Source organism: Variovorax sp. YR266 (assembly GCF_900107295.1).
In the GTDB taxonomy this organism is placed as follows: Bacteria; Pseudomonadota; Gammaproteobacteria; order Burkholderiales; family Burkholderiaceae_C; genus Variovorax.
Genome location: NZ_FNPM01000004.1, coordinates 1 through 21,594 on the forward strand (window position 1 = coordinate 1; position 21,594 = coordinate 21,594).

Here is a 21,594-nt window from a genome sequence, read left to right on the forward strand (position 1 = left end):
CCGCGACCCGAGATCGAGAACACGTCTTCCACGGGCATCAGGAACGTGCCGTCCACGGCGCGCTCGGGCGTCGGGATGTACGTGTCCAGGGCTTCTGCCAGCTTCATGATGGCGCCTTCGCCCAGTTCACCCTTGTCGCCTTCCAGGGCGAGCTTGGCCGAGCCATGGATGATCGGGGTGTCGTCGCCGGGGAATTCGTACTTGTCGAGGAGTTCGCGAACTTCCATTTCGACCAGCTCGAGCAGCTCCTTGTCGTCGACCATGTCGCACTTGTTCAGGAACACGATGATGTAGCCCACGCCCACCTGGCGAGCCAGCAGGATGTGTTCACGGGTCTGGGGCATCGGGCCGTCGGCGGCCGAGCACACCAGGATGGCGCCGTCCATCTGGGCAGCGCCGGTGATCATGTTCTTCACGTAGTCGGCGTGGCCGGGGCAGTCGACGTGTGCGTAGTGGCGGTTGGCCGTTTCGTACTCGACGTGCGCGGTGTTGATCGTGATGCCGCGGGCCTTTTCTTCAGGCGCAGCGTCGATCTGGTCGTAGGCCTTGGCTTCGCCGCCGAACTTGGCCGACAGAACCGTCGCGATCGCAGCCGTCAGCGTCGTCTTGCCGTGGTCAACGTGACCGATCGTGCCCACGTTCACGTGCGGCTTGGTGCGGGTGAATTTACCTTTTGCCATTTTTCGACTCCGAAAAAAACGTTTCCAACGTATGCAGATGGGTTGCAAAGCTGCCGTTGCAACCCCCAAAAACTGGTGCCCTTTGCGGGAATCGGACCCGCGACCTCTCCCTTACCAAGGGAGTGCTCTACCACTGAGCCAAAAGGGCATTTGTAACAAAGTTACGAATTCACATCGCCTCAACAATGAACCGAGTCTCTGGAGCGGGAGACGGGAATCGAACCCGCGTCATCAGCTTGGAAGGCTGGGGTTCTACCATTGAACTACTCCCGCATCGGGGGCACTCAAGGCACCCAAAGCGCGAAATCCAATCGCTCTTAGAAACCAAATTCATCGCTGGTGGAGAGGGCTGGATTCGAACCAGCGTACTCGTAAGAGGGCAGATTTACAGTCTGCTGCCATTAACCACTCGGCCACCTCTCCGGCGAACCTCGAAATATAGCACGGTTTTGTGACTACTCAGAAATCCAAGCATCCAGAAGATGCTGGGAAACTGCTCAAGGTGTGAGCCTACGATTATCGCCCAACTTCACCCCTCCGCCCGCTGGGCCTCCCGCCACGCACGCGCTTCACCGAAGTGGCCGCAGCCGATGAACGGCACGGGCGGGCGCAACGCCGAAAGAGGGGACGGATGATTCGACATCAGCACCTTATGGCGCTTAACGTCGATCAACGCCCGCTTACTCTGCGCGTGCGAGCCCCACAGCATAAAAACAACAGGTTTTGCGCCGTCTGAAACATGGCGAATGACGGCATCCGTCAGCACCTCCCAGCCACGGCCGGAATGGCTGGCCGGCTGCGCTTCCTCGACTGTCAGGCAGGTGTTGAGCAGCAGTACGCCATGCATCGCCCACTTCACCAGACTGCCGCCCGGATTCGGGAACGCTGGCGGAGGTGTGCCCAGGTCGCGCTGGAGCTCCTTGAAGATGTTGCGCAGCGAAGGCGGCAGTGCCACGCCGGGCGCCACGGAGAACGCCAGCCCCTCGGCCTGGCCGCGCCCGTGGTACGGGTCCTGGCCCAGGATCACTACGCGCACGTCCTCCGGCGGCGTGAGTTCCAGCGCCCTCAGCGGCTGCGGCGGAAAAATCACCGCCCCCGCATCGAGACGCTCGCGCAAGAAGCCCAGCAGCTTTTGTCCCACGACACCGCCAAAGAAATCGTCAACCAGTGGCTGCCAGCCAGGCGCCACCGGCCAGTCGGCAGGATCGCTGCTCGACAGCTGATCGGGCCGGCTCATTTGAACAACGCAGCGAGGGCCTCGCCGGGTTCCTTGGCGCGCATGAATGCTTCGCCGACCAGGAAGGCGTTGACACCGGCCGCACGTAGCGTGGCGACGTCTTCGCGCGTGCCGATGCCCGACTCGGTCACCGGCAAACGATCGGAAGGCAGCTTCGGCAGCAAGTCGATGGTCGCCTGGATCGACACTTCGAAGTTGCGCAGATTGCGGTTGTTGACCCCGATCAGCGCCGTCTTCAGCCTGAGCGCACGGTCGAGCTCAGCCGCGTCGTGCACCTCCACCAGCACCGCCATGCCCAGCCCGCGCGCGATGGCTTCGTAGTCCTTCATCTGCGCATCATCGAGACAAGCGACGATCAACAGGATGGCATCGGCGCCCATCGCGCGCGATTCGTACACCTGGTACGCATCGATGATGAAGTCCTTGCGCAGCACCGGCAGGTCGCACGAGGCGCGCGCCTGCTTGAGATAGTCCACGCCGCCCTGGAAGAACTGCTTGTCGGTCAGCACCGAAAGACAGGCCGCGCTGATCTCGCCGTCGCCCTCCGCATAGCTCTGGGCGATGTCGGCCGGAATGAAGTCTTCGCGCAGCACGCCCTTGCTCGGGCTGGCCTTCTTGACTTCGGCAATCACCGCGGCCTGCCCGGCGGCGATCTTGGCGCGCAGGGCGCCTTCGAAGTCGCGCGTCAGCACGCGGCTCTCGGCATCGAAGCGCACGGCCTCGAGCGGCGCTCGCTTCAGGGCCGCAGCCACCTCCTGGTGCTTGACGGCAACGATCTTGTCGAGGATGTCGGACATAGCTTCTGGGGTTTCCGGTTTCTTGGGACTCAGACTGTCGTGGAGGCCTTGATCAGCTCGGCCAGCTTGGCCTTCGCCGCGCCCGAAGCGATGGCGCTGCGCGAGCGCTCCACACCCGCTTGCACCGAATCGACCACGTTCGCCGCGTACAGTGCCGCGCCAGCATTCAGCAGCACGATGTCGAGCGCAGGGCCGGCCTGATTGTCGAGCACGCCCAGCAGCATCGTCTTCGACTGCTCGGGCGTTTCCACGCGCAGCGCGCGGTTGCTCGACATCTGGAAGCCGAAGTCCTCGGGATGCAGTTCGTACTCGCGGATCTCGCCGTCCTTCAGCTCGCCCACCATGGTGGCGGCACCGAGCGATATCTCGTCCATGCCGTCGCGCCCGTAGACCACCACCGCATGCTCGGCGCCGAGCCGCTGCAGCGCGCGCACCTGGATGCCCACGAGGTCGGGGTGGAACACGCCCATCAGGATGTTCGGCGCACCGGCCGGATTGGTCAGCGGCCCAAGGATGTTGAAGATGGTCTTGATGCCGAGCTCCTTGCGCACCGGCGCGACGTTCTTCATCGCCGGATGATGGTTCGGCGCGAACATGAAGCCGATGCCGCATTCCTCGATCGAGCGCGCGATTTGCTCGGGCTTGAGGTTGATGTTCACGCCCAGCGACTCCAGCACGTCGGCACTGCCCGACTTGCTCGACACGCTGCGACCGCCGTGCTTGCTCACCTTGGCGCCCGCCGCGGCCGCCACGAACATCGAGCAGGTCGAGATGTTGAAGGTGTGCGAGCCATCGCCACCCGTGCCGACGATGTCCACGAGGTGCGTCGTGTCCGCGACGGGCACCTTGGTCGACACCTCGCGCATCACCTGCGCGGCGGCGGTGATCTCGCCGATGGTTTCCTTCTTCACGCGCAGGCCGGTGATCAGCGCGGCCATCATCACGGGCGAGCACTCGCCGCTCATGATGAGGCGCACGATGTGCAGCATCTCGTCGTGGAAGACTTCGCGGTGTTCGATGGTGCGCTGCAGCGCTTCCTGGGGGGTGATCATGGAAAGTCTCCTCGAGAGTGAATCAGCGGCCGACGCGAACGGCGGGCGCGTCGGTGAACGCGAGCTTGAGGCCGAAGCCGATGAAAAGCACGCCGGCGGCGCGGTCGAGCCAGTGCATGCCCTTCTGCACGGCGCTGCGGTGCGCCATCCAGCCTGCGGCCAAGGCCCATCCCACGTTGACGGGAATGGCATTGAGGTTGAACAGCACGCCCAGCAGCACGAAGGCCAACGCCTTGTTGTCGGTGCCCGGCGCGATGAACTGCGGCACGAAGGCCAGGAAGAACAGCGCGACCTTGGGGTTCAACACGTTCGTCCAGAAGCCCCCGAGAAAGATCGCCTTGAGACTGCGCTCCCCGCCCGCATCGGCGGCCGCCTTGTCGAGATCTGCAGGCGGCGCCGCGCGCGACAGCAGCATGCGCACGCCCAGATACAGCAGGTACGCCGCACCGATGTACTTGAGCACCGTGAAGGCCGCCGCCGATGTCGCCATCAGGGTGCCGACGCCGACTGCGGCGGCAAAGATGTGAACGAAGCAGCCGGCCGTGATGCCCAGCCCCGCCACGATGCCGGCGCGCACGCCGGAGCGCAGCGAATTCGTCACGACGTACAGCACGTCGGGCCCGGGCGTGAGGTTCAGCAGCCAGCCGGCGGCGATGAAAGCGAGCAGATGGGGAAGATCAGGCATCGCGTCCTCGCAGGGCTCAGGCGTTGAAGAAGGCGCGGATCCCGGCGACGGCCCGGTCGACGCCGGCGGCATCGACGTCGAGGTGCGTCACGAAGCGCAACCGGTAAAGCCCCGTCGCCAGGATGCCTTGCTGGTTCAGGCTCGCAATCAGTTCCGACGAACGCGCCTGCGCAGCCCCGGTGAGATCCGCGAACACGATGTTCGTGTGCGGCGCCTCGACCGTCAGGCCCTCGATGCCTTCGAGCCCTTGTGCAAGCCGCTGTGCCAATGCATGGTCGTCGGCCAGGCGATCGATGTGGTGATCGAGCGCATGCGATGCAGCCGCAGTCAGCAGCCCGGCCTGCCGCATGCCGCCGCCTGCCATCTTGCGAATGCGATGTGCGCGTGCTATGAATTCACGCGACCCCACCAGCGCCGAGCCGATGGGCGCTCCCAGCCCCTTGCTGAAGCACACCGACACGCTGTCGAAGCACTGCGCGATGCGGCGCGCCTCCGCGCGGATGTCGCTGCGCTTGTTCAACGCCGCCTGCGCGGTCGCCGCATTGAAGAGCCGTGCGCCGTCCAGATGCCGCTGCAGCCCCTTGCTCTTCGCCAGATCGGTCGCAGCCTGCACGTACTCGAAGGGCAGCAGCTTGCCGCCCAGCGTGTTCTCCAGCGCCAGCAGCCGCGTGCGCGCGAAGTGCGCGTCATCGGGCTTGATGGCCGCCTCGATCTGCGCCAGCGGCAGCGTGCCGTCGGGCGCGTGGTCGAGCGGCTGGGGCTGCACGCTGCCGAACACCGCCGCGCCGCCGCCTTCCCACCGATAGCAGTGCGCCTGCTGGCCGACGATGTATTCGTCGCCGCGGCCGCAGTGCGAAAGAATCGCGCACAGGTTGCTCTGCGTGCCGGTGGGCACGAACAGCGCAGCCTCGAAGCCCAGCATCGTGGCAATCTTTTCCTGCAGCGCATTGACGCTCGGGTCGGTGCCGAAGACGTCGTCGCCCAGCGGCGCCGCCATCATGGCCTCCCGCATCGCGGGCGTGGGTTGCGTGACGGTGTCGCTGCGCAGGTCGACGAGGGAAGTGCGATCGTTCATGGTGGCTCAGTCCAGGAAGTTCTTGAGCATGGCGTGGCCGTGCTCCGTCAGGATGGATTCGGGATGGAACTGCACGCCTTCGATGCGCACGTCATGCGCGAATCCGGTGTGCCGCACCCCCATGATCTCGCCGTCATCGGTCCATGCGGTGACAGCCAGTGCCTTCGGGCAGCTCTCGCGCTCGATGGAAAGCGAGTGGTAGCGGTTGACGATGAACTTCTCGGGCAGACCCGCGAACACGCCTTCTTGCGTGGTCGTGATCTCGCTGGTCTTGCCGTGCATGAGCTGCTGCGCGCGCACGATCTTGCCGCCGAAGGCCGCGCCGATGGCCTGGTGGCCCAGGCACACGCCAAGAATGGGCAGCTTGCCCGCGAAGGCCTCGATGGCCGCCACCGAAACACCCGCTTCCGCCGGCGAACACGGCCCGGGCGACACCACCAGCCGCGTCACGCCGGAGGCGATCAGCTCGCCGATCTGCTCCACCGTGATCTCGTCGTTGCGGTGCACCTGCACGTCCGCACCCAGCTCGCCGAAGTACTGGACGATGTTGTAGGTGAAGGAATCGTAGTTGTCGATCATCAGCAGTTTCATGGCTTGCTCACAATCCGGTGCACGCCCTTGACGACGGGGAACACGTTGAAGTTGATCAGAAGGCCCAGCTTGAGGCCCGACAGGCGCAGCGCGGCAAGCACCTGCGCACGATGCAGGTCGGTCAGCACGTCGACCGCCTTGAGTTCGACGATGACAGATTGCTCGATCACGAAGCCCGCACGGTACACCTCGCCGAGCGAGCGGCCCTTGTAGCTGGCCGACAGCGCCACGTCGCGCGTGAAGCCGATCTCGCGCTCGGCGAGCTCGATGGCCAGCGCAGCCGCATAGGCCCCTTCATCGAGCCCCGTGCCGAGCACGCGCTGCACCTCGACGGCCGCGCCGATGATCTCGTGCGAGAAGTCGTTCTGAATATCGGGTGCGGTGCTCATTCCAGGCCTTCCTCGACCAGTTCGGCGGCACGCAGGAGTGCGCGCGCCTTGGCTTCAGTTTCTTTCCACTCCAGCTCGGGCACCGAGTCGGCCACCACGCCGGCCGCGGCCTGCACGTGCAGCATCTGGTCCTTCACGATGCCGGTGCGAATGGCAATGGCCACGTCCATGTCGCCCGCGTAGCTGATGTAGCCGCACGCGCCGCCATACAGCCCGCGCTTGGTCGGCTCCAACTGGTCGATGAGCTCCATCGCATGCACCTTCGGCGCGCCGGTCAGCGTGCCCGCCGGGAAGGTAGCCTTGAGCACGTCGATGGCGGTCATGCCGTCCTTCAGCGTGCCTTCGACGTTGCTCACGATGTGCATCACGTGGCTGTAGCGCTCCACCGCAAAGGCTTCCGTCACCTTCACCGTGCCGGTCTTGGCGATGCGGCCGATGTCGTTGCGCGCGAGGTCGATCAGCATCACGTGCTCGGCGCGCTCCTTCGGGTCGTTGATGAGTTCTTCCTCCGCCGCCTTGTCGAGCTCGATCGATGCGCCGCGGGGGCGCGTACCGGCCAGCGGGCGGATGGTGATCTTCTGTTCGCCCTCGCCCGTGTTTTCCTGACGCACCAGGATCTCGGGCGAAGCGCCCACCACGTGGAAGTCGCCAAGGTTGTAGTAGTACATGTAGGGCGACGGGTTCAGCGAACGCAGCGCGCGGTACAGCGACAGCGGCGACTCGGTGTAGCGCTTGCTGATGCGCTGGCCCACCTGCACCTGCATGAAGTCGCCGGCGGCGATCATTTCCTTGGCGCGCTCGACGGCCGCAAGGTAGTCGGCCTTGGCAAAGCTTCGCTCCGGCGGATGCGGCTGCGTGGGCTTCACGACGGGGGCGCTCACCGAGTACTTGAGCTTTTCCTTCAGCTCGCGCAGGCGGCGCTTGCCCACGGCATAGGCCTCGGGCTGCTTCGGATCGGCATAGACGATGAGGTAAAGCTTGCCCGACAGGTTGTCGATGACGGCCAGCTCCTCGCACTGCAGCAGCAGGATGTCGGGGCATCCCAGCGTGTCGGGCGGGCAGCTCTTTTCGAGCTTGCGCTCGATGTGGCGCACGGTGTCGTAGCCGAAGTAGCCGGCAAGGCCACCGCAGAAGCGCGGCAAGCCGGGCCGCAGCGCAACCTTGAATCGCTTCTGGTACTCGGCCACGAAGTCGAGCGGGTTGCCCTTTGCAGTCTCGACCACCTGCCCGTCGGTCACCACTTCGGTGACGGCCTCGGCGCCGAAGCCGCTGGCGCGCAGCAGCGTGCGAGCCGGAAGTCCGATGAAGCTGTAGCGCCCGAAGCGCTCGCCGCCCACCACCGATTCGAGCAGAAAGCTGTGCTTGCCGCCGCCCTGCGAATGGGCCAGCTTGAGGTAGAGGGAAAGAGGCGTCTCGAGGTCGGCAAAGGCCTCGGCCATCAGCGGAATGCGGTTGTAGCCCTGGGCGCTGAGGCTCTTGAATTCAAGTTCGGTGATCACGGATTCGTTCTCCAGTTGCCTGCGGCGCTCCTTCGGCCGGCGGCAAGGTCATTCACGGGTGGTCCGGCGTCGTAGTGTGTATCGACTCGGAACCGCGGGCGCACGGCGTGCGCCGTGCAATCAAACAGTCAGCGAAGTATGGCGACGCCAGGGCCAGGCTCCCCGGCTGCCTTCACCTGTTTGAATGATGTGATGAACGAACATATGAGGCGCGGAGTTTAGCCCACGAAAACGCCAAAGCGTGCAACGGTCGTCTTCATTGGCCGCTTTCAGGGTTCCCCCGAAGCCGTGAACGTAAAACAAAAAGATACATTCGCACGACCGTTCGCAAAACTCCAAGGAGACTCCGTTGACCGCTCTTTCGCTTCCGACCGTGCTCTTCTCCCGCCTCGCCCTGGCCGCCTGCCTGGCCACCGCCCTCGGCGCCTCGGCCGCGCAGGTCGACGTGGCCGGCGTCAAGCTCGAAGACCAGATGGATCTGCGCGGCAGCCCCTTGGTGCTCAATGGCGCGGGCATCCGCTACAAGGCCATCTTCAAGGTCTACACGGCCGGCCTGTACGTGGGCAAGAAGGTGTCGACCACCGAAGAGGCCCTGGCCGCGCCGGGCCCCAAGCGCGTGGCCATCACCATGCTGCGCGACATCGACGCGAACGAACTCGGCAAGCTCTTCACAAAGGGCGTGGAAGACAACTCGCCCAAGAGCGAAATGGTCAACCTCATTCCGGGCCTGCTGCGCATGGGCCAGATGTTCGCGGACCAGAAACAGCTGAAGACTGGCGACACCTTCACCATCGACTGGCTTCCCGGCACCGGCACGGTGATCACGGTGCGCGGCGTGCCTCAGCCCGACCCGGTGAAGGAGCCGGCCTTCTTCAATGCGCTGCTGCGCATCTGGCTGGGGCCGAACCCGGCCGACTGGAAGCTGAAGGACGCGCTGCTCGGCAAGCAATAAGAAGGGCCGCTACCGCAACGCAGCCGGAGCAAGCTCGGCCAGCGAATCGACGAAGCCGTCGGCATCGACGCCGCGCACCGGCTCACCGTGGTTGTAGCCGTAGGTCACGAGCACAACGGGGCAGCCCGCGGCGCGTGCGGCGCGCGCGTCGTTGCTCGAGTCGCCAATCATCAGCGTGCGCGCGGGCGTGGTGCCCAGCGCTTCGCAGGTCTTCAGCAGCGGCATCGGATCGGGCTTCTTGCGCTCGAAGGCATCGCCACCGAACACCAGCTCGAAGAAACCGTCGAGGCCCTTGTCGACCAGCAATGGCTTTGCGAACGACGTCGGCTTGTTGGTAAGGCAGGCCAGCCGCAGGCCGCTTGCGCGCAACGCCTTCAGCCCGTCGATCACGCCGGGGTACACCGCCGAGTGCTGTCCGTTGATGGCGAGGTAGTGGTGCTGGTAGCGCTCCCATGCGCGGTCGAACAAGGCCCGTGCCTTCGCATCGGCAGCAGCATCTGGCGCCATCACATGCACGAGCGCGGAATGAATCAGGTGCTCCGAGCCCTTGCCCACCATCGTCTCGATGGCGGCAGGCGCCACATGCGGCAGCGAGAGGTCGTCGAGCATGCGGTTCAGCGACGCAGCAAAGTCGCCGAGCGTGTCGACCATGGTGCCGTCGAGGTCGACGATGGCGGCGTCGAAGCGGGTGTGGTCGAAGCTGATGGAGTTCAAAACAAACAAATAGAGTTCAAAAATTGCCCGGTACTTTACTGGCCCTCAAAAAATGGAGTTCCAAAAAATTTCGAAAATCCTGGGTGAACAGCGAAGGCTGCGAAGCCGGCCTGCGCGACCTCAGCCTCCCAGTCCCTGCAGGTCGCCCGCCTGCTCCAGCGACCAGATGTTGCGCAGCAGCGTCCGCGCTCGCTCGGTGCCGATCACCGGCGCCGCCAGTTCCAGCAGCTTGTCTTCCAGCTCCGCGTCCGACAGCGGCAGTTCGGGGTCGCCCTTGCGGTCGGGCTGGAGCCAGACGTGGCGCTGGCCGTCGATCGTCTCGATCTCCACCCGGGCAGAGCGGCGGCCCGGGAAGGCGGCGTCGATCCCGGGATCGACCACGGCCGTGATGCGCGCCATCATCGCGCGCGTGTCGGCATCCGCCAGCCGCTCGGGCGTGTACGCCGCGAGCCGCACGCTGCCATGCACCAGCGCCGTGGCCACCACGAAGCGCAGGCTGAAGCGCGCCTCGTTCTCGGTGCGCGGATCTTCGTAGCAGGCGATGTCCAGCGCGGGACCATAGGTGGCCACGTGGACGCTGCGGATATCCGCAGCCCGCAGGCCATGCTGGCGCGCCAGTTCCAGGGCCCCGTCGATGGCAGCGAAGGCATGGCCGCAGCCGATGTGGTTCTTGAAGGTCAGCCGGGTGATGTGGAAGTCGCGCCCCAGCGTGTCGCCCACCGCCGACCAGTCCGGACCGTCGCTCATGGCGCGGCCGAAGCCCGCCTCGCCCTCGAGCACGTCCAGCGAGCCCGTCACACCCTGCGCGGCCAGTTGCGCGGCGAGCACGCCGCCTTCGGCAGCACGCCCCGCATGCAGGGGCTTGGACATCGAATCCATGCGGAAGGCCTGCTGCAGCCCCGCTGCAAAGGTGGCGGCCGTAGCCATCGCATGGGCGAAGGGCGCGCCGTGCAACCCCAGCAGGCCGGCGGCGGAAGCGGCCGCGCCAAAGGTTCCCACGGTGCCGGTGTTGTGCCAATGGCGATAGTGCGCCCGCCCCATCGCCACACCGATGCGGGTCGAGACCTCGTAGCCGAGCACCACGCCGCGCAGGAATTCAAGGCCGCTGGCGCCCCGGTCCTGCGCGATGGCCAGCGCGGCCGCCACCGTGGCCGCACCGGGGTGGTACATGGCATCGCGGAAGCTGTCGTCCACCTCGGCCGCGTGGGCCGCCGTGCCGTTGAGCAGGGCGGCCGCGCGTGCCGGCGCCGGGCGGCCATCGGGCAGGCGCGCACGGCCACGGTCGAGATCGTCGGCAAGCAGCGCGCGAAGCTGCGGCATGGGCGCAACTTCCAGGCCGGGGAACAGCGCGGCATGCCAGTCGATCACGGCGCGCTTGGCGTGGTGCAGTACCTCGTCGCCCAGCCGGGCCTGGCGGAATTCGGTGGCGTAGCGGGCGAATACTTCGGTGGCGTACACGGGATGTCCGATCGGTTCGAGAAGAAGAGGAAAAGAAGAGCCGGGCCTGTCGCTCAGGCCAGCACGACCACGCCGTCGGCGGCGCGCACGCCCTGCCCCTGCGGCAGCACGAAGACGGGGTTGATCTCGGCCTCGACCAGACGCTCGCCAAGCTGCGCCGCCATCCTCGAGAAGGCGACGATCGCATCGACCAAGGCCTCGATGTCGGCCTTGGGCCGTCCACGGAAACCATCCAGAAGCGGCCAGGTCTTGAGGTCGTGCGCCATCGAGAGCGCCTCGGCGCGGCCGAGCGGCTTCAAGCCACGCGCGTCCTGCGCCAGCAGCCGCATGGTGGTGTCCTTGAAAAGCTCCGCCGTCACGCCGCCCATGCCCAGCAGGATGGCCGTGCCCAGCGCATCGCGGTGCATTCCCAGGATCAGTTCCGTGCCGCCCGCAACCATCTCCTGCACGAGAAAGCGCTGCGGATGCACGCCGGTGCGGGCCTTCACGTCAGCCGCCATGCGGCCGATGCGCTCGCCGATGGTGTCACCGTCCAGCCCGACGGCAACGCCGCCCACGTCGCTCTTGTGCGTGATCTCGGACGACAGGATCTTGAGCACGACGCGCCCACCCAGTTCGCGCGCGGCGGCTTCCGCCGCGGCTGGCGAAGCGACCACGCGTTCCGCGGCGCAAGGCACGCCGAAGCGCGAGAACAACTGTTTGGCCTGCGCCTCGTCGAGCGAACCGGAGGGCAGTTCGCCGGGCTCCACCGGCGGCAAGGCCGCGGCGTCTTCCCCGGACGCCACGAAGCGCTGCACGCGCAGCATGCCGGCCAGCGCGGCGGTGCAGCTCTCGGCTGCGGTGAATGCAGGCACGCCGCGGCGCGTGAGCAGCGCTCCCACTTCGGGCGCATGCGGGCTCACGTAGGCCATCACCGGCTTGTCGGAATTCGGCAGGCATTCCTGGATGGCGCCGGCCAGCAGTTCGGGCATGGCCAGGCTGGAGGAGCCGACGATGATCACCAGCGCGTCATAGCTCGGGCTTGCCAGCAGTGCATCGATGGCGCCGCGCAGCAGGTCGGGGCGCAGGCCGGCGAGCGTCACGTCGATGGGGTTGCGGTCCAGCACGGCCTCGCTGCCGGTCTGCAGCGCGCGCAGTGCATTGGCGGTGGCCTCGTCGGGCGCGGGCGTATCGAAGCCCGCCACGCCCAGGTCGTCAGACACCAGCGTGCCGGCGCCGCCCGTGGAAGTGAGGATGGCGACGCGCCCGCCGCGCAGCTTGCGGCCTGTGGACAGCGCGGCAGGAATGTCCAGCAGATCCGAGAAGCTCTGCGCCCGGATCACGCCGACCTGCCTGAACAGCGCGTCATACATGCTGTCGGCACCCGCCATGGCACCGGTGTGGGACACGGCGGCCTTGGCGCCCGCCTCCGAGCGGCCGATCTTGAAGGCCACGACCGGCTTGCCCATGCGTGCGGCCTTCAGGCAGGCCGCGCGGAACTTCGCGGGGTCGCGCACGGTTTCGACATACAGCGCAATCACCTTGGTGGCCGGGTCGTCGGCCAGGTGGTCGATGAAGTCGGCCAGTTCCAGGTCGACCTCGTTGCTCGTGGAGATCAGCTTCGACAGGCCGATGCCGCGCGCCGAGGCGCGCGACAGCAGCGAGCCCAGGATGCCCCCGCTTTGCGAGACCACGCCGATCCCGCCGGCCTGGAACTCATCCATCTCCAGCGCTCCGGACGGCGACAGGACGATGTTGTCCGTGAGGTTGACGAGCCCGATGGTGTTGGGACCCAGGATGCGCATCGTCCCTGCTGCCTCGATCAACTGCTGCTGGCGCCGCGCGCCTTCCTCGCCGGTTTCGGTGTAGCCGCTGGCCAGCACGATGGCGGCGGCGCAGCCACGTGCCGACAGCTCCTTCACCGCCAGGTGCGCGCGCTCGGCTCCCAGCAGCACGACGGCTACGTCGGGCACTTCCGGAAGCGAAGCGATGTCGGCGTAGCACGGCAGTTCGCCGATGCGCTCGACCTTCGGGTTCACCGGCATGATGCGGCCTGCAAAACCGTGCTTCTGCAGATAGGCCACAGGGCGACCGGTGGTTTTCCTGGGGTCTGCCGAGGCACCGATGACGGCGACGCTGCGCGGCGACAGCAGCTTGGCGATGGCTTCGTTCATGGCTCAGTCCCTGGAGGCCGTCTTGGCCAGAAAAGCTTCCACCGAAGCACGGTGCTCGCTGCTGGTGTAGCAGATCCCCTGCGCCTGGCTGCCCTGTGCGAACACGTCGTGCGAGGTCAGCTCGAAGCTCTGGTTCAGGATGGTCTTTGTCAGCGCGAGCGCAGTGGAAGACGCAGACGAGAGTTCGACCGCCCACGCCCGCCCGTCGGCGAGCAGCGTGTCCGCGCCGGTCTTGCGGTCCACGATGCCCAGCGAGAGGGCTTCGTCCACCTTGACCTGGCGGCCGGTGAAGATCAGCTCCTTGGCCTTGGGCAGGCCTACGCGGCGCGGCAGGAAGTACATGCCGCCGCCATCGGGAATGATGCCGCGCAGCACATAGCTCCAGGCGAAGCTGGCCCATTCGCTGGCAATGATGAAGTCGCAGGCCATCGCGGTGTCCGCCCCCAGACCGGAGGCAGCGCCGTTGACCGCTGCGATCACCGGCTTGGGCATGGTGTGCAGCAAGGCCTGCACGTGATGCACGCGCTGCTGGCGATGCCAGCCGTTGAACCCCACTTCACCTGCCGGAGCGTTCATGCGCTTCTGCATTCCGCCGATGTCCCCGCCGGCGCAGAAACCCTTGCCTGCACCGGTCAGCACCATTGCCCTGATGGCCCTGTCGGCGGCCACGTGCTCCAGCACGTCGATGAATTCCGTGCGCATGTCGTCGCTCATGGCGTTGCGCTTGTCCGGGCGGTTGAATGTCACGGTCGCGATGGCGTCCGTCACCTGAAAGTCGATGAGGGTGTATGTCATGTGCTTTTTCCTGGGCGGCCGATGGCCGCAGTTCAATCGGCCTTGATGCCGTTTTCCTTGATGACGCGCGCCCACCGTTCTTCTTCGGCCCGCACGTAGTTGTCCAGTTCAGCCGGCGGCCCGGCGTTGATGACCAGCCCTTCGTGTTCGATCTTTCGCACGAAGTCGGGTGCACGGGCGGCCTTGCGGCCGGCGGCGTTGAGGCGCTCGACGACTGCTGGCGGCGTACCGGCCGGCACGAACAGGCCGTACCAGCTCTCCACCAGGTAGCCCGGCACGCTGGCCGCAATGGCCGGCACACCCTTGAATGCCGGCGAGGGCTCAGCCGTGGTCACGCCAAGGGCGCGCAGCTTGCCGCTGTCGACGAAGGTGGACACGGCCGCTGCGGTGGCGAACATCATGTCGACCTGGCCGCCCAGCAGATCGGTCAGCGCGGGACCTGCGCCCCGGTAGGGAATGTGCGAGAGCTTGACCTTGGCGAGGTTGGCGAACATCTCGCCGGCCAGATGGGCGGAGGTGCCCGCGCCCTGCGATGCGAAAGTCAGCTTGCCGGGATTGGCCTTCGCGGCGGTGAGCAGATCGGCCACGGACTTGTAGGGACTGTCGGGGCGCACCACCAGCACGTTGGGTCCGCGACCGACGAGGATGACCGGCGCAAAGGCCTTGTTGCTGCCATACGAAAGCTTGGGCTGCAGCGATGGATTGACGGCGTGGGCGAACGAGGCGACCACGACGCTGTAGCCGTCGGGCGCGCTCTTGGCCACGTTGTCCGTGCCGATCAGTGTTCCCGCGCCCGGCTTGTTGTCGATGATGACCGGTTGCCCGAGGTCCTTGGACATTTCCGCGCCCAGCGTGCGAGCAATCAGGTCGGTGCCTCCGCCCGGCGCGAAGGGCACGACGAAACGGATGGGCTTGTCGGGGTAGGCGAAGGCCGTGCCGACGACTGCGAAGCCTGCGAGAAGGAAGGCGAGCACGCGTGCTCGCCCGGTGGAAGGGGCTGCCATGGTCTGATGTCTCCAGAACTGTTTGATTTGAAAGTCCGTCACATGCCCGAGCTGCAGCGCGTGACAGCTGAACTCTAGGATCAAGCGGCTCGCAAAGGTGATTGCAATTCCACTGGATGGAACACAGGCAATGGATACTTCGATTCGATCCATTCACGGTGAATCCACGCGTCGCCTGTCCGCAAGGCTCCCATGACCGAACTTCCCAACTTCAATCTCGACCACAAACCCGGACGATCACCTGCCAATCGATCGCTGGAGCGAGGCATCGAAATCCTGCGTGCATTCCGGCCAGGCTCCGAGCTGTTGGGCAATGGCGAACTGGCCGAGCGCACCGGACTTTCCAAGTCCACGGTCAGCAGACTCACGCAGACGCTGGTGGGTGCGGGCATGCTGCAGCTGGACAGCATCGAACGCGCCTATCGCCTGGCGCCCGCCGTGTTGAGCTTGTCGCACGCGATGCGCACCGGATCGCGTGTTCTACAGGCAGCAACACCGCACATGCGCGAGTTGGCGCTGCAAAAGCGCATCAACGTCGGACTGGCCGCGCCGGACCGGGACGAGATGGTTTACCTTGAATCCATTCGCTATGCCAAGCGCGTAGCGCTCCGGCACGTGGTTTCGGGCCAGCGTGTGCCGATGGAACTCACGTCGCTGGGCAGGGCTTACCTGGCGGTCGCTTCGCAACCTCGCCGCGCCAGGCTGATGGAACTGTTCGCGCAACGCCGCAGGCACTGGCGCAAGATGGAGACAGAGATCAAGCAGGCGTGGGCGGACGTGCATGCCAAGGGGTACTGCGCCGCGGCCTGGCAACCCGAGGTGGTGGCGCTGGCCACGCCACTGCAGATGGACGACGTCATCTACGTGCTGAATGTCAGCGTCTCGACCGAGGAGTCGATCGCCGTCGTATCGCGCGAGCTGGCGCCCGCTCTGCTCGAACTGGCGCAGAAGATTCGTCACGCGCTGATCGTGCAGGAACCGCGAGGCGCCTAGATGCCCGGTGCTTTCCAGAGCATCAGGCAATAGGGCTCAAGACATCGAGCCATTCGCCAAGTATGGCTCGCGGCTCCAGTCGCTGAACTTCGCAGCATTCGCAAATCTGCCTGCTCCCGTTCGCAGGAGTTCGCCCTTTCAGTCCTTCTGCAGTCGTTGCTTTCTGCGTAGATTGCGAACCATGACGACACCCGTTGGAACAACCGAACTCCGCGAACTGGTGCTGCCGGTGCATGCCAATCACCGCGGCACGCTCTTCGCCGGCCAGGGCCTGCAGCTCATGAGCAAGGCGGCCTTCCTGGCGGCGCGCGGCCTGGCGCAGCGCGAAGTGGTGATGGCCGAGGTGACCAGCGTCAGCTTTCTCTCGCCCGTGCCGGTGGGCTATCAACTCGTCCTGCGCGGATGGGTCAGCCGCATCGGCCGCTGTTCGATGACCGTGTGCGTGACCGGCCTGGCCGACGTGCCGGGCGTTCCGGCGGAAGAAGTCCTCAAGGGCGTGTTCGAGATGGTGGCGGTCGATGCCGCCGGCCGCCCCGCCGCCATCGATCGCTCTTATCTGGACAAGGAAGCCGCATGACCACCACGACCCTCATGACCCCCACGACCGAGATCGCCGCACCGGCCGGCTTCAAGGCCAAGAAGTCCGTCGCCCTGTCGGGCGTGACCGCGGGCAACACGGCGCTGTGCACCGTGGGCCGCACCGGCAACGACCTGCACTACCGCGGCTACGACATCCTGGACATCGCCGAGGTCTGCGAATTCGAAGAAATCGCCCACCTGCTGGTGCACGGCAAGCTGCCCACGCGTGCCGAGCTCAAGGCCTACAAGGCACGCCTGAAGGCCATGCGCGGCCTGCCGGCGAACGTGAAGGACGCGCTGGAGAGCCTGCCCGCCGGCGCCCACCCGATGGACGTGATGCGCACCGGCGTCTCGGCGCTGGGCTGCATCCTGCCCGAGAGAGACGACCACAACCTGCCCGGCGCGCGCGACATCGCAGACCGCCTGATGGCTTCGCTCGGCTCGATGCTGCTGTACTGGTATCACTGGAGCACGCAGGGCAAGCGCATCGACGTGGAGACCGACGACGACTCCATCGGCGGCCACTTCCTGCACCTGCTGCATGGCGAGAAGCCTTCCAAGGCCTGGGTGCGCGCGATGCACACCTCGCTGAACCTGTACGCGGAGCACGAGTTCAACGCCTCGACCTTCACCGCGCGCGTGATCGCCGGCACCGGCAGCGACATGTATTCGTCCATCGCGGGCGCGATCGGCGCGCTGCGCGGCCCCAAGCACGGCGGCGCCAACGAAGTGGCCTTCGAGATCCAGAAGCGCTACGACTCGCCCGACGAAGCCGAGGCCGACATCCGCCGCCGCGTGGAGGCCAAGGAGGTGGTGATCGGCTTCGGCCACCCTGTCTACACGGTGAGCGATCCGCGCAACGTGGTGATCAAGGGCGTGGCCAGGCGGCTGTCCGACGAAGCCGGCTCGACCAAGATGTTCGACATCGCGCAGCGGCTGGAATCGGTGATGTGGGAGGCCAAGAAGATGTTCCCCAATCTCGACTGGTTCAGCGCCGTGAGCTATCACATGATGGGCGTGCCCACCGCGATGTTCACGCCCCTGTTCGTGATCGCGCGCACCAGCGGCTGGGCCGCGCATGTGATCGAGCAGCGCATAGACAACAAGATCATTCGCCCGAGCGCCAACTACACCGGCCCCGAGGACGTGAAGTTCGTGCCGATCGAGGCGCGGATCTGAGCCGCGCAGGAGTCTCCGAGCGTTTGTCGCGGGTTTGCCATACGGGCGCAAACTAGCGCCTGCCACCGCGATGGCACGCCGTCGCGGGAGGCATGCACAACAACACTGGAGACAACAGCATGACCCTGAATCGCCGCGCCTTTTCATCAGCAGCCCTGGCCGGGCTGGCATTGCCCGTCGCCCGCACCGGCTGGGCCAAGGATGCCTTTCCGGCCAAGTCGCTCAAGATCGTCTGCCCCTTCGCACCCGGCGGGGGCTCCGACTTCATCGCGCGCGTTGCGTCGAACGTGCTCAGCCAGCGGCTGGGCCAGGCCGTGGTGGTGGACAACCGGCCGGGCGCCGGCGGCACGCTCGGCACCGAGTACGCATTGCACACGCCCGGCGACGGCTACACGCTGCTGCTGATTGCCGGGAGCTACACCGTCAACCCGTCCCTGTACAAGCTGCGCTTCGACCCGGTCGCCGACATGACGCCGGTGATCCAGTTGTCGAAGGGCGCATACGTGCTGTGCGTCAACCCGGCCAAGGTGCCTGCAAAGAACCTGAAGGAGCTGCTCGACTACGGGCGCCAGAACCCGGGCAAGCTGACCTTCGCTTCGGCGGGCAACGGCAGCCACCTGCACATCGTGACCGAGTACATGTTCGGCATGGCCAAGGTCAAGGCCACGCACGTGCCGTACCGGGGCACGGGGCCGGCTGTCACCGACCTGGTGGCAGGCAACGTGGACATGCTGGTCGCAGGCACCGAGGCCTTGATGCCGCACGTGCAGTCGGGCCGGCTGCGTGCGTTCGCGGTGACCACTGCGCAGCGCCTGCAGGCCTACCCCAACATTCCCTCGATCGCCGAGGCCGGCGGCCTGCCCGAGTACGACGTGGTGGCATGGCACGGGCTGATCGCGCCCAAGGGCGTGCCGCCCGCCGTGCTCGCGAAGCTCAACGGCGCGCTCGACGCCGGCCTCAAGGCGCCCGAACTCAACGCCAAGCTGGAGCCCACCGGTGTGTCTGCTGCAGGCGGCACGGCGGAACAGTTCGGCGCGCTGATTCGCGCCGAAATTCCGCGCTACGCCAAGGTCGTGAAAGACAACGACATCCGCTCCGAGTAAGCCGCTTCCCGATTTGCCACGATGAATTCACGACACAGAAAACAACTCCCGGGCACCACGCTGGACTACGTCGACGCCCGCGCCGCGGTCGATGCACTGCGCCCCGGCGCCTGGGACACCCTGCCCTACACCGCGCGCGTGCATGCCGAGAACCTGGTGCGCCGCTGCGACCCGTCTATCCTCGATGAATGCCTGATGCAGCTCATCGAGCGCCGGCGCGATCGTGACTTTCCGTGGTTTCCCGTGCGCGTGGTGTGCCACGACATCCTGGGCCAGACCGCGCTGGTGGATCTGGCGGGTTTGCGCGACGCGATAGCGGCCGAGGGCGGCGACCCCGCGCAGGTGAACCCGGTGGTGCCGGTGCAGCTGATCGTCGACCATTCGCTGGCCGTGGAGTGCGGCGGATTCGATCCGCACGCCTTCGAGAAAAACCGGCAGATCGAAGACCGCCGCAACGAGGACCGCTTCCATTTCATCGACTGGACGAAGCGCGCCTTCGCCAACATGGAAGTGATTCCGGCGGGCAACGGCATCATGCATCAGATCAATCTGGAGAAGATGTCTCCGGTGGTCTACGTGCAGGACGGCCTGGCCTTTCCGGACACCTGCGTGGGCACCGACAGCCACACACCGCACGTCGATGCGCTGGGCGTGATCGCGGTGGGCGTCGGCGGCCTGGAGGCCGAGAACGTGATGCTGGGCCGCGCCTCGTGGATGCGCCTGCCCGACATCGTCGGCGTGGAGCTGACCGGCCGACGCCAGCCGGGCATCACCGCCACCGACATCGTGCTGGCGCTCACCGAGTTCCTGCGCAAGGAAAAAGTGGTCGGTGCGTACCTGGAGTTCTTCGGCGAAGGCACGCACGGCCTGACCATCGGCGACCGCGCGACCATTTCCAACATGTGCCCCGAGTACGGCGCCACGGCCGCGCTCTTCTACATCGACGACCAGACGCTCACCTACCTGCGGCTTACCGGCCGCGAAGACGCACAGGTCGCGCTGGTCGAAACGTATGCGAAGACAGCCGGCTTCTGGGGCGATGCGCTGGAGACCGCCAGCTACGAACGCGTGCTGAAGTTCGACCTGTCGAGCGTGGTGCGCAACATGGCAGGCCCTTCCAACCCGCACCGCCGACTGCCCACCTCGCAGCTGGCCGAGCGCAACATCGCCGTCGGTCTTGCAGAGGCCAGGCGGCAGGAAGCCGCGGGCCTGATGCCCGACGGCGCCGTGATCATCGCGGCCATCACGTCGTGCACCAACACCTCGAACCCGCGCAACGTGATCGCCGCCGCGCTGCTGGCGCGCAATGCCAACCGCCTGGGCCTCAAGCGCAAGCCTTGGGTCAAGTCATCGCTGGCTCCGGGCTCCAAGGCCGTGGAGCTCTACCTGCGCGACGCCGGCTTGCTGCACGAGCTGGAGCAGCTCGGCTTCGGCATCGTCGCCTTTGCCTGCACCACCTGCAACGGCATGTCGGGTGCGCTGGACCCGAAGATCCAGCAGGAGATCATCGAGCGCGACCTGTACGCCACCGCGGTGCTCTCGGGCAATCGCAACTTCGACGGCCGCATCCATCCGTACGCGAAGCAGGCCTTTCTCGCGTCGCCGCCGCTGGTCGTGGCCTACGCGATCGCGGGCACGATGCGATTCGACATCGAGCGCGACGTGCTGGACGTCGTGAACGGCAAGGAGATACGCCTGCAGGACCTCTGGCCGAGCGACGAGGAAATCGACGCCATCGTCGCGGCCTCCGTCAGGCCCGAGATGTTCCGCAAGGTGTACGAACCCATGTTCGCGATCCACGCAGACAACGGCGAGAAGGTGAGCCCGCAGTACGACTGGCGGCCGCAGTCCACCTACATCCGCCGCCCGCCCTACTGGGACAGCGAGGGCGTGGGCGCGCTCGCGGCCAATCCGCGCACGCTGCGCGGCATGCGGCCGCTGGCGCTGCTGCCGGACAACATCACGACCGACCATCTGTCGCCGTCCAATGCGATCCTGCTGGACAGCGCCGCCGGCGAGTACCTGGCGAAGATGGGCCTTCCGGAAGAAGACTTCAACTCCTACGCCACGCACCGCGGCGACCACCTCACGGCCATGCGCGCCACCTTCGCCAACCCGCAACTCGTCAACGAGATGGCGGTGGTCGACGGCGTGCAGAAGAAGGGATCGCTCGCGCGCATCGAGCCTGAAGGCAAGGTCGTGCGCATGTGGGAGGCGATCGAGACGTACCTGAACCGCAGGCAGCCGCTGATCATCGTGGCCGGCGCCGACTACGGCCAGGGCTCGTCGCGCGACTGGGCCGCCAAGGGCGTGCGCCTGGCCGGTGTGGAGACCGTCGTGGCCGAAGGCTTCGAGCGCATCCACCGCACCAACCTGCTCGGCATGGGCGTGCTGCCGCTGGAGTTCAAGCCCGGCACCACGCGACTCACGCTGGGCCTGGACGGCACCGAAACCTACGACGTGATCGGCAAGCCCGCACCGCGCGCCGACCTCACGCTGGTCGTCCACCGCAAGGGCGGCGACACGCTGCAGGTTCCGGTGACCTGCCGGCTGGACACGGCCGAGGAAGTGTCGATCTACGAAGCTGGCGGCGTGCTGCAGCGCTTTGCACAAGACTTCCTGGCCGAGAACAAGTCGGCAGCCTGAGACAACCACCACT

At 66.2% G+C, this 21,594-nt stretch carries 20 protein-coding genes and 3 tRNA genes; 6 read left to right on the forward strand and 17 right to left on the reverse strand.

What is annotated here, in order from left to right; translation table 11 throughout:
• The 12 genes from BLW48_RS11975 to trpE form a co-directional block, all read right to left on the reverse strand.
• Window positions 1-680 (reverse strand): GTP-binding protein (locus BLW48_RS11975; RefSeq protein WP_143047743.1); only part of this gene is annotated, 680 nt, incomplete at its 3' end.
• Between the two features lie 73 nt (window positions 681-753).
• Window positions 754-828: transfer RNA gene (locus tag BLW48_RS11980), tRNA-Thr, on the reverse strand.
• Between the two features lie 51 nt (window positions 829-879).
• Window positions 880-953, reverse strand: a tRNA-Gly gene (locus BLW48_RS11985).
• Between the two features lie 64 nt (window positions 954-1,017).
• A tRNA-Tyr gene (locus BLW48_RS11990) sits at window positions 1,018-1,103 on the reverse strand.
• Between the two features lie 106 nt (window positions 1,104-1,209).
• Window positions 1,210-1,917, reverse strand: coding sequence for a uracil-DNA glycosylase (locus tag BLW48_RS11995; protein ID WP_093174954.1), 708 nt, complete (start codon window positions 1,915-1,917; stop codon window positions 1,210-1,212).
• Window positions 1,914-2,714, reverse strand: a complete 801-nt coding sequence (gene trpC / locus BLW48_RS12000) for an indole-3-glycerol phosphate synthase TrpC (protein ID WP_093058812.1) — start codon at window positions 2,712-2,714, stop codon at window positions 1,914-1,916. The genes BLW48_RS11995 and trpC overlap by 4 nt, the downstream gene beginning before the upstream one ends.
• Before the next feature lie 29 nt (window positions 2,715-2,743).
• Window positions 2,744-3,766 carry an anthranilate phosphoribosyltransferase gene (gene trpD / locus BLW48_RS12005; protein ID WP_093174957.1) on the reverse strand — a complete coding sequence of 341 codons (1,023 nt, stop codon included), beginning with the start codon at window positions 3,764-3,766 and terminating at the stop codon, window positions 2,744-2,746.
• A gap of 22 nt (window positions 3,767-3,788) precedes the next feature.
• Window positions 3,789-4,451, reverse strand: a complete 663-nt coding sequence (locus BLW48_RS12010) for a LysE family translocator (RefSeq protein ID WP_093174959.1) — start codon at window positions 4,449-4,451, stop codon at window positions 3,789-3,791.
• A gap of 16 nt (window positions 4,452-4,467) precedes the next feature.
• Window positions 4,468-5,526 (reverse strand): low-specificity L-threonine aldolase, encoded by a 1,059-nt coding sequence (ltaE, locus tag BLW48_RS12015; protein WP_093174962.1) that lies wholly within the window; start codon window positions 5,524-5,526, stop codon window positions 4,468-4,470.
• A gap of 6 nt (window positions 5,527-5,532) precedes the next feature.
• Entirely contained in the window at window positions 5,533-6,117 is a 585-nt protein-coding gene (locus tag BLW48_RS12020) for an aminodeoxychorismate/anthranilate synthase component II (RefSeq protein ID WP_093058808.1), read from the reverse strand.
• Complete coding sequence (locus BLW48_RS12025) at window positions 6,114-6,506, reverse strand: GxxExxY protein (RefSeq protein ID WP_093058807.1); 393 nt, start codon at window positions 6,504-6,506, stop codon at window positions 6,114-6,116. Before BLW48_RS12025 ends, BLW48_RS12020 begins: the two co-directional genes overlap by 4 nt.
• Window positions 6,503-8,005, reverse strand: a complete 1,503-nt coding sequence (gene trpE, locus BLW48_RS12030) for an anthranilate synthase component I (protein WP_093058806.1) — start codon at window positions 8,003-8,005, stop codon at window positions 6,503-6,505. The genes BLW48_RS12025 and trpE overlap by 4 nt, the downstream gene beginning before the upstream one ends.
• 349 nt (window positions 8,006-8,354) lie before the next feature.
• Between trpE and BLW48_RS12035 the strand changes: the two genes are divergently transcribed.
• Window positions 8,355-8,957 carry a chalcone isomerase family protein gene (locus BLW48_RS12035; RefSeq protein WP_093077145.1) on the forward strand — a complete coding sequence of 201 codons (603 nt, stop codon included), beginning with the start codon at window positions 8,355-8,357 and terminating at the stop codon, window positions 8,955-8,957.
• A 9-nt stretch (window positions 8,958-8,966) separates the two neighbouring features.
• Here the strand turns inward: BLW48_RS12035 and BLW48_RS12040 are convergent, their stop codons facing one another.
• The 5 genes from BLW48_RS12040 to BLW48_RS12060 all read right to left on the reverse strand — a co-directional run bounded on the left by BLW48_RS12040 (window position 8,967) and on the right by BLW48_RS12060 (window position 15,081).
• Window positions 8,967-9,671, reverse strand: coding sequence for a phosphoglycolate phosphatase (locus BLW48_RS12040; RefSeq protein ID WP_093174964.1), 705 nt, complete (start codon window positions 9,669-9,671; stop codon window positions 8,967-8,969).
• A 120-nt stretch (window positions 9,672-9,791) separates the two neighbouring features.
• Complete coding sequence (locus BLW48_RS12045; RefSeq protein WP_093174967.1) at window positions 9,792-11,129, reverse strand: MmgE/PrpD family protein; 1,338 nt, start codon at window positions 11,127-11,129, stop codon at window positions 9,792-9,794.
• A gap of 53 nt (window positions 11,130-11,182) precedes the next feature.
• Window positions 11,183-13,282: an acetate--CoA ligase family protein gene (locus BLW48_RS12050; RefSeq protein ID WP_093174970.1), complete on the reverse strand. Its 2,100-nt coding sequence runs from the start codon at window positions 13,280-13,282 to the stop codon at window positions 11,183-11,185.
• Window positions 13,283-13,285: 3 nt separating this feature from the next.
• Window positions 13,286-14,077 (reverse strand): enoyl-CoA hydratase/isomerase family protein, encoded by a 792-nt coding sequence (locus BLW48_RS12055; RefSeq protein ID WP_093174972.1) that lies wholly within the window; start codon window positions 14,075-14,077, stop codon window positions 13,286-13,288.
• 32 nt (window positions 14,078-14,109) lie between these two features.
• Window positions 14,110-15,081 carry a tripartite tricarboxylate transporter substrate binding protein gene (locus BLW48_RS12060; RefSeq protein WP_093174975.1) on the reverse strand — a complete coding sequence of 324 codons (972 nt, stop codon included), beginning with the start codon at window positions 15,079-15,081 and terminating at the stop codon, window positions 14,110-14,112.
• Window positions 15,082-15,273: 192 nt separating this feature from the next.
• Here BLW48_RS12060 and BLW48_RS12065 point away from each other — a divergent pair, with 192 nt between their 5' ends.
• The 5 genes from BLW48_RS12065 to acnD all read left to right on the forward strand — a co-directional run bounded on the left by BLW48_RS12065 (window position 15,274) and on the right by acnD (window position 21,581).
• On the forward strand, window positions 15,274-16,074 hold the full coding sequence (locus BLW48_RS12065) for an IclR family transcriptional regulator (protein ID WP_093174977.1): 801 nt from the start codon (window positions 15,274-15,276) through the stop codon (window positions 16,072-16,074).
• Window positions 16,075-16,255: 181 nt separating this feature from the next.
• Window positions 16,256-16,651: an acyl-CoA thioesterase gene (locus BLW48_RS12070; protein ID WP_093174980.1), complete on the forward strand. Its 396-nt coding sequence runs from the start codon at window positions 16,256-16,258 to the stop codon at window positions 16,649-16,651.
• Window positions 16,648-17,832 (forward strand): bifunctional 2-methylcitrate synthase/citrate synthase, encoded by a 1,185-nt coding sequence (prpC, locus tag BLW48_RS12075; RefSeq protein WP_093174983.1) that lies wholly within the window; start codon window positions 16,648-16,650, stop codon window positions 17,830-17,832. Before BLW48_RS12070 ends, prpC begins: the two co-directional genes overlap by 4 nt.
• Window positions 17,833-17,951: 119 nt before the next feature.
• Window positions 17,952-18,935, forward strand: coding sequence for a tripartite tricarboxylate transporter substrate binding protein (locus tag BLW48_RS12080; protein WP_093175633.1), 984 nt, complete (start codon window positions 17,952-17,954; stop codon window positions 18,933-18,935).
• A gap of 21 nt (window positions 18,936-18,956) precedes the next feature.
• Window positions 18,957-21,581, forward strand: coding sequence for a Fe/S-dependent 2-methylisocitrate dehydratase AcnD (acnD, locus tag BLW48_RS12085; RefSeq protein WP_093174986.1), 2,625 nt, complete (start codon window positions 18,957-18,959; stop codon window positions 21,579-21,581).
• Window positions 21,582-21,594: the final 13 nt, after the last annotated feature.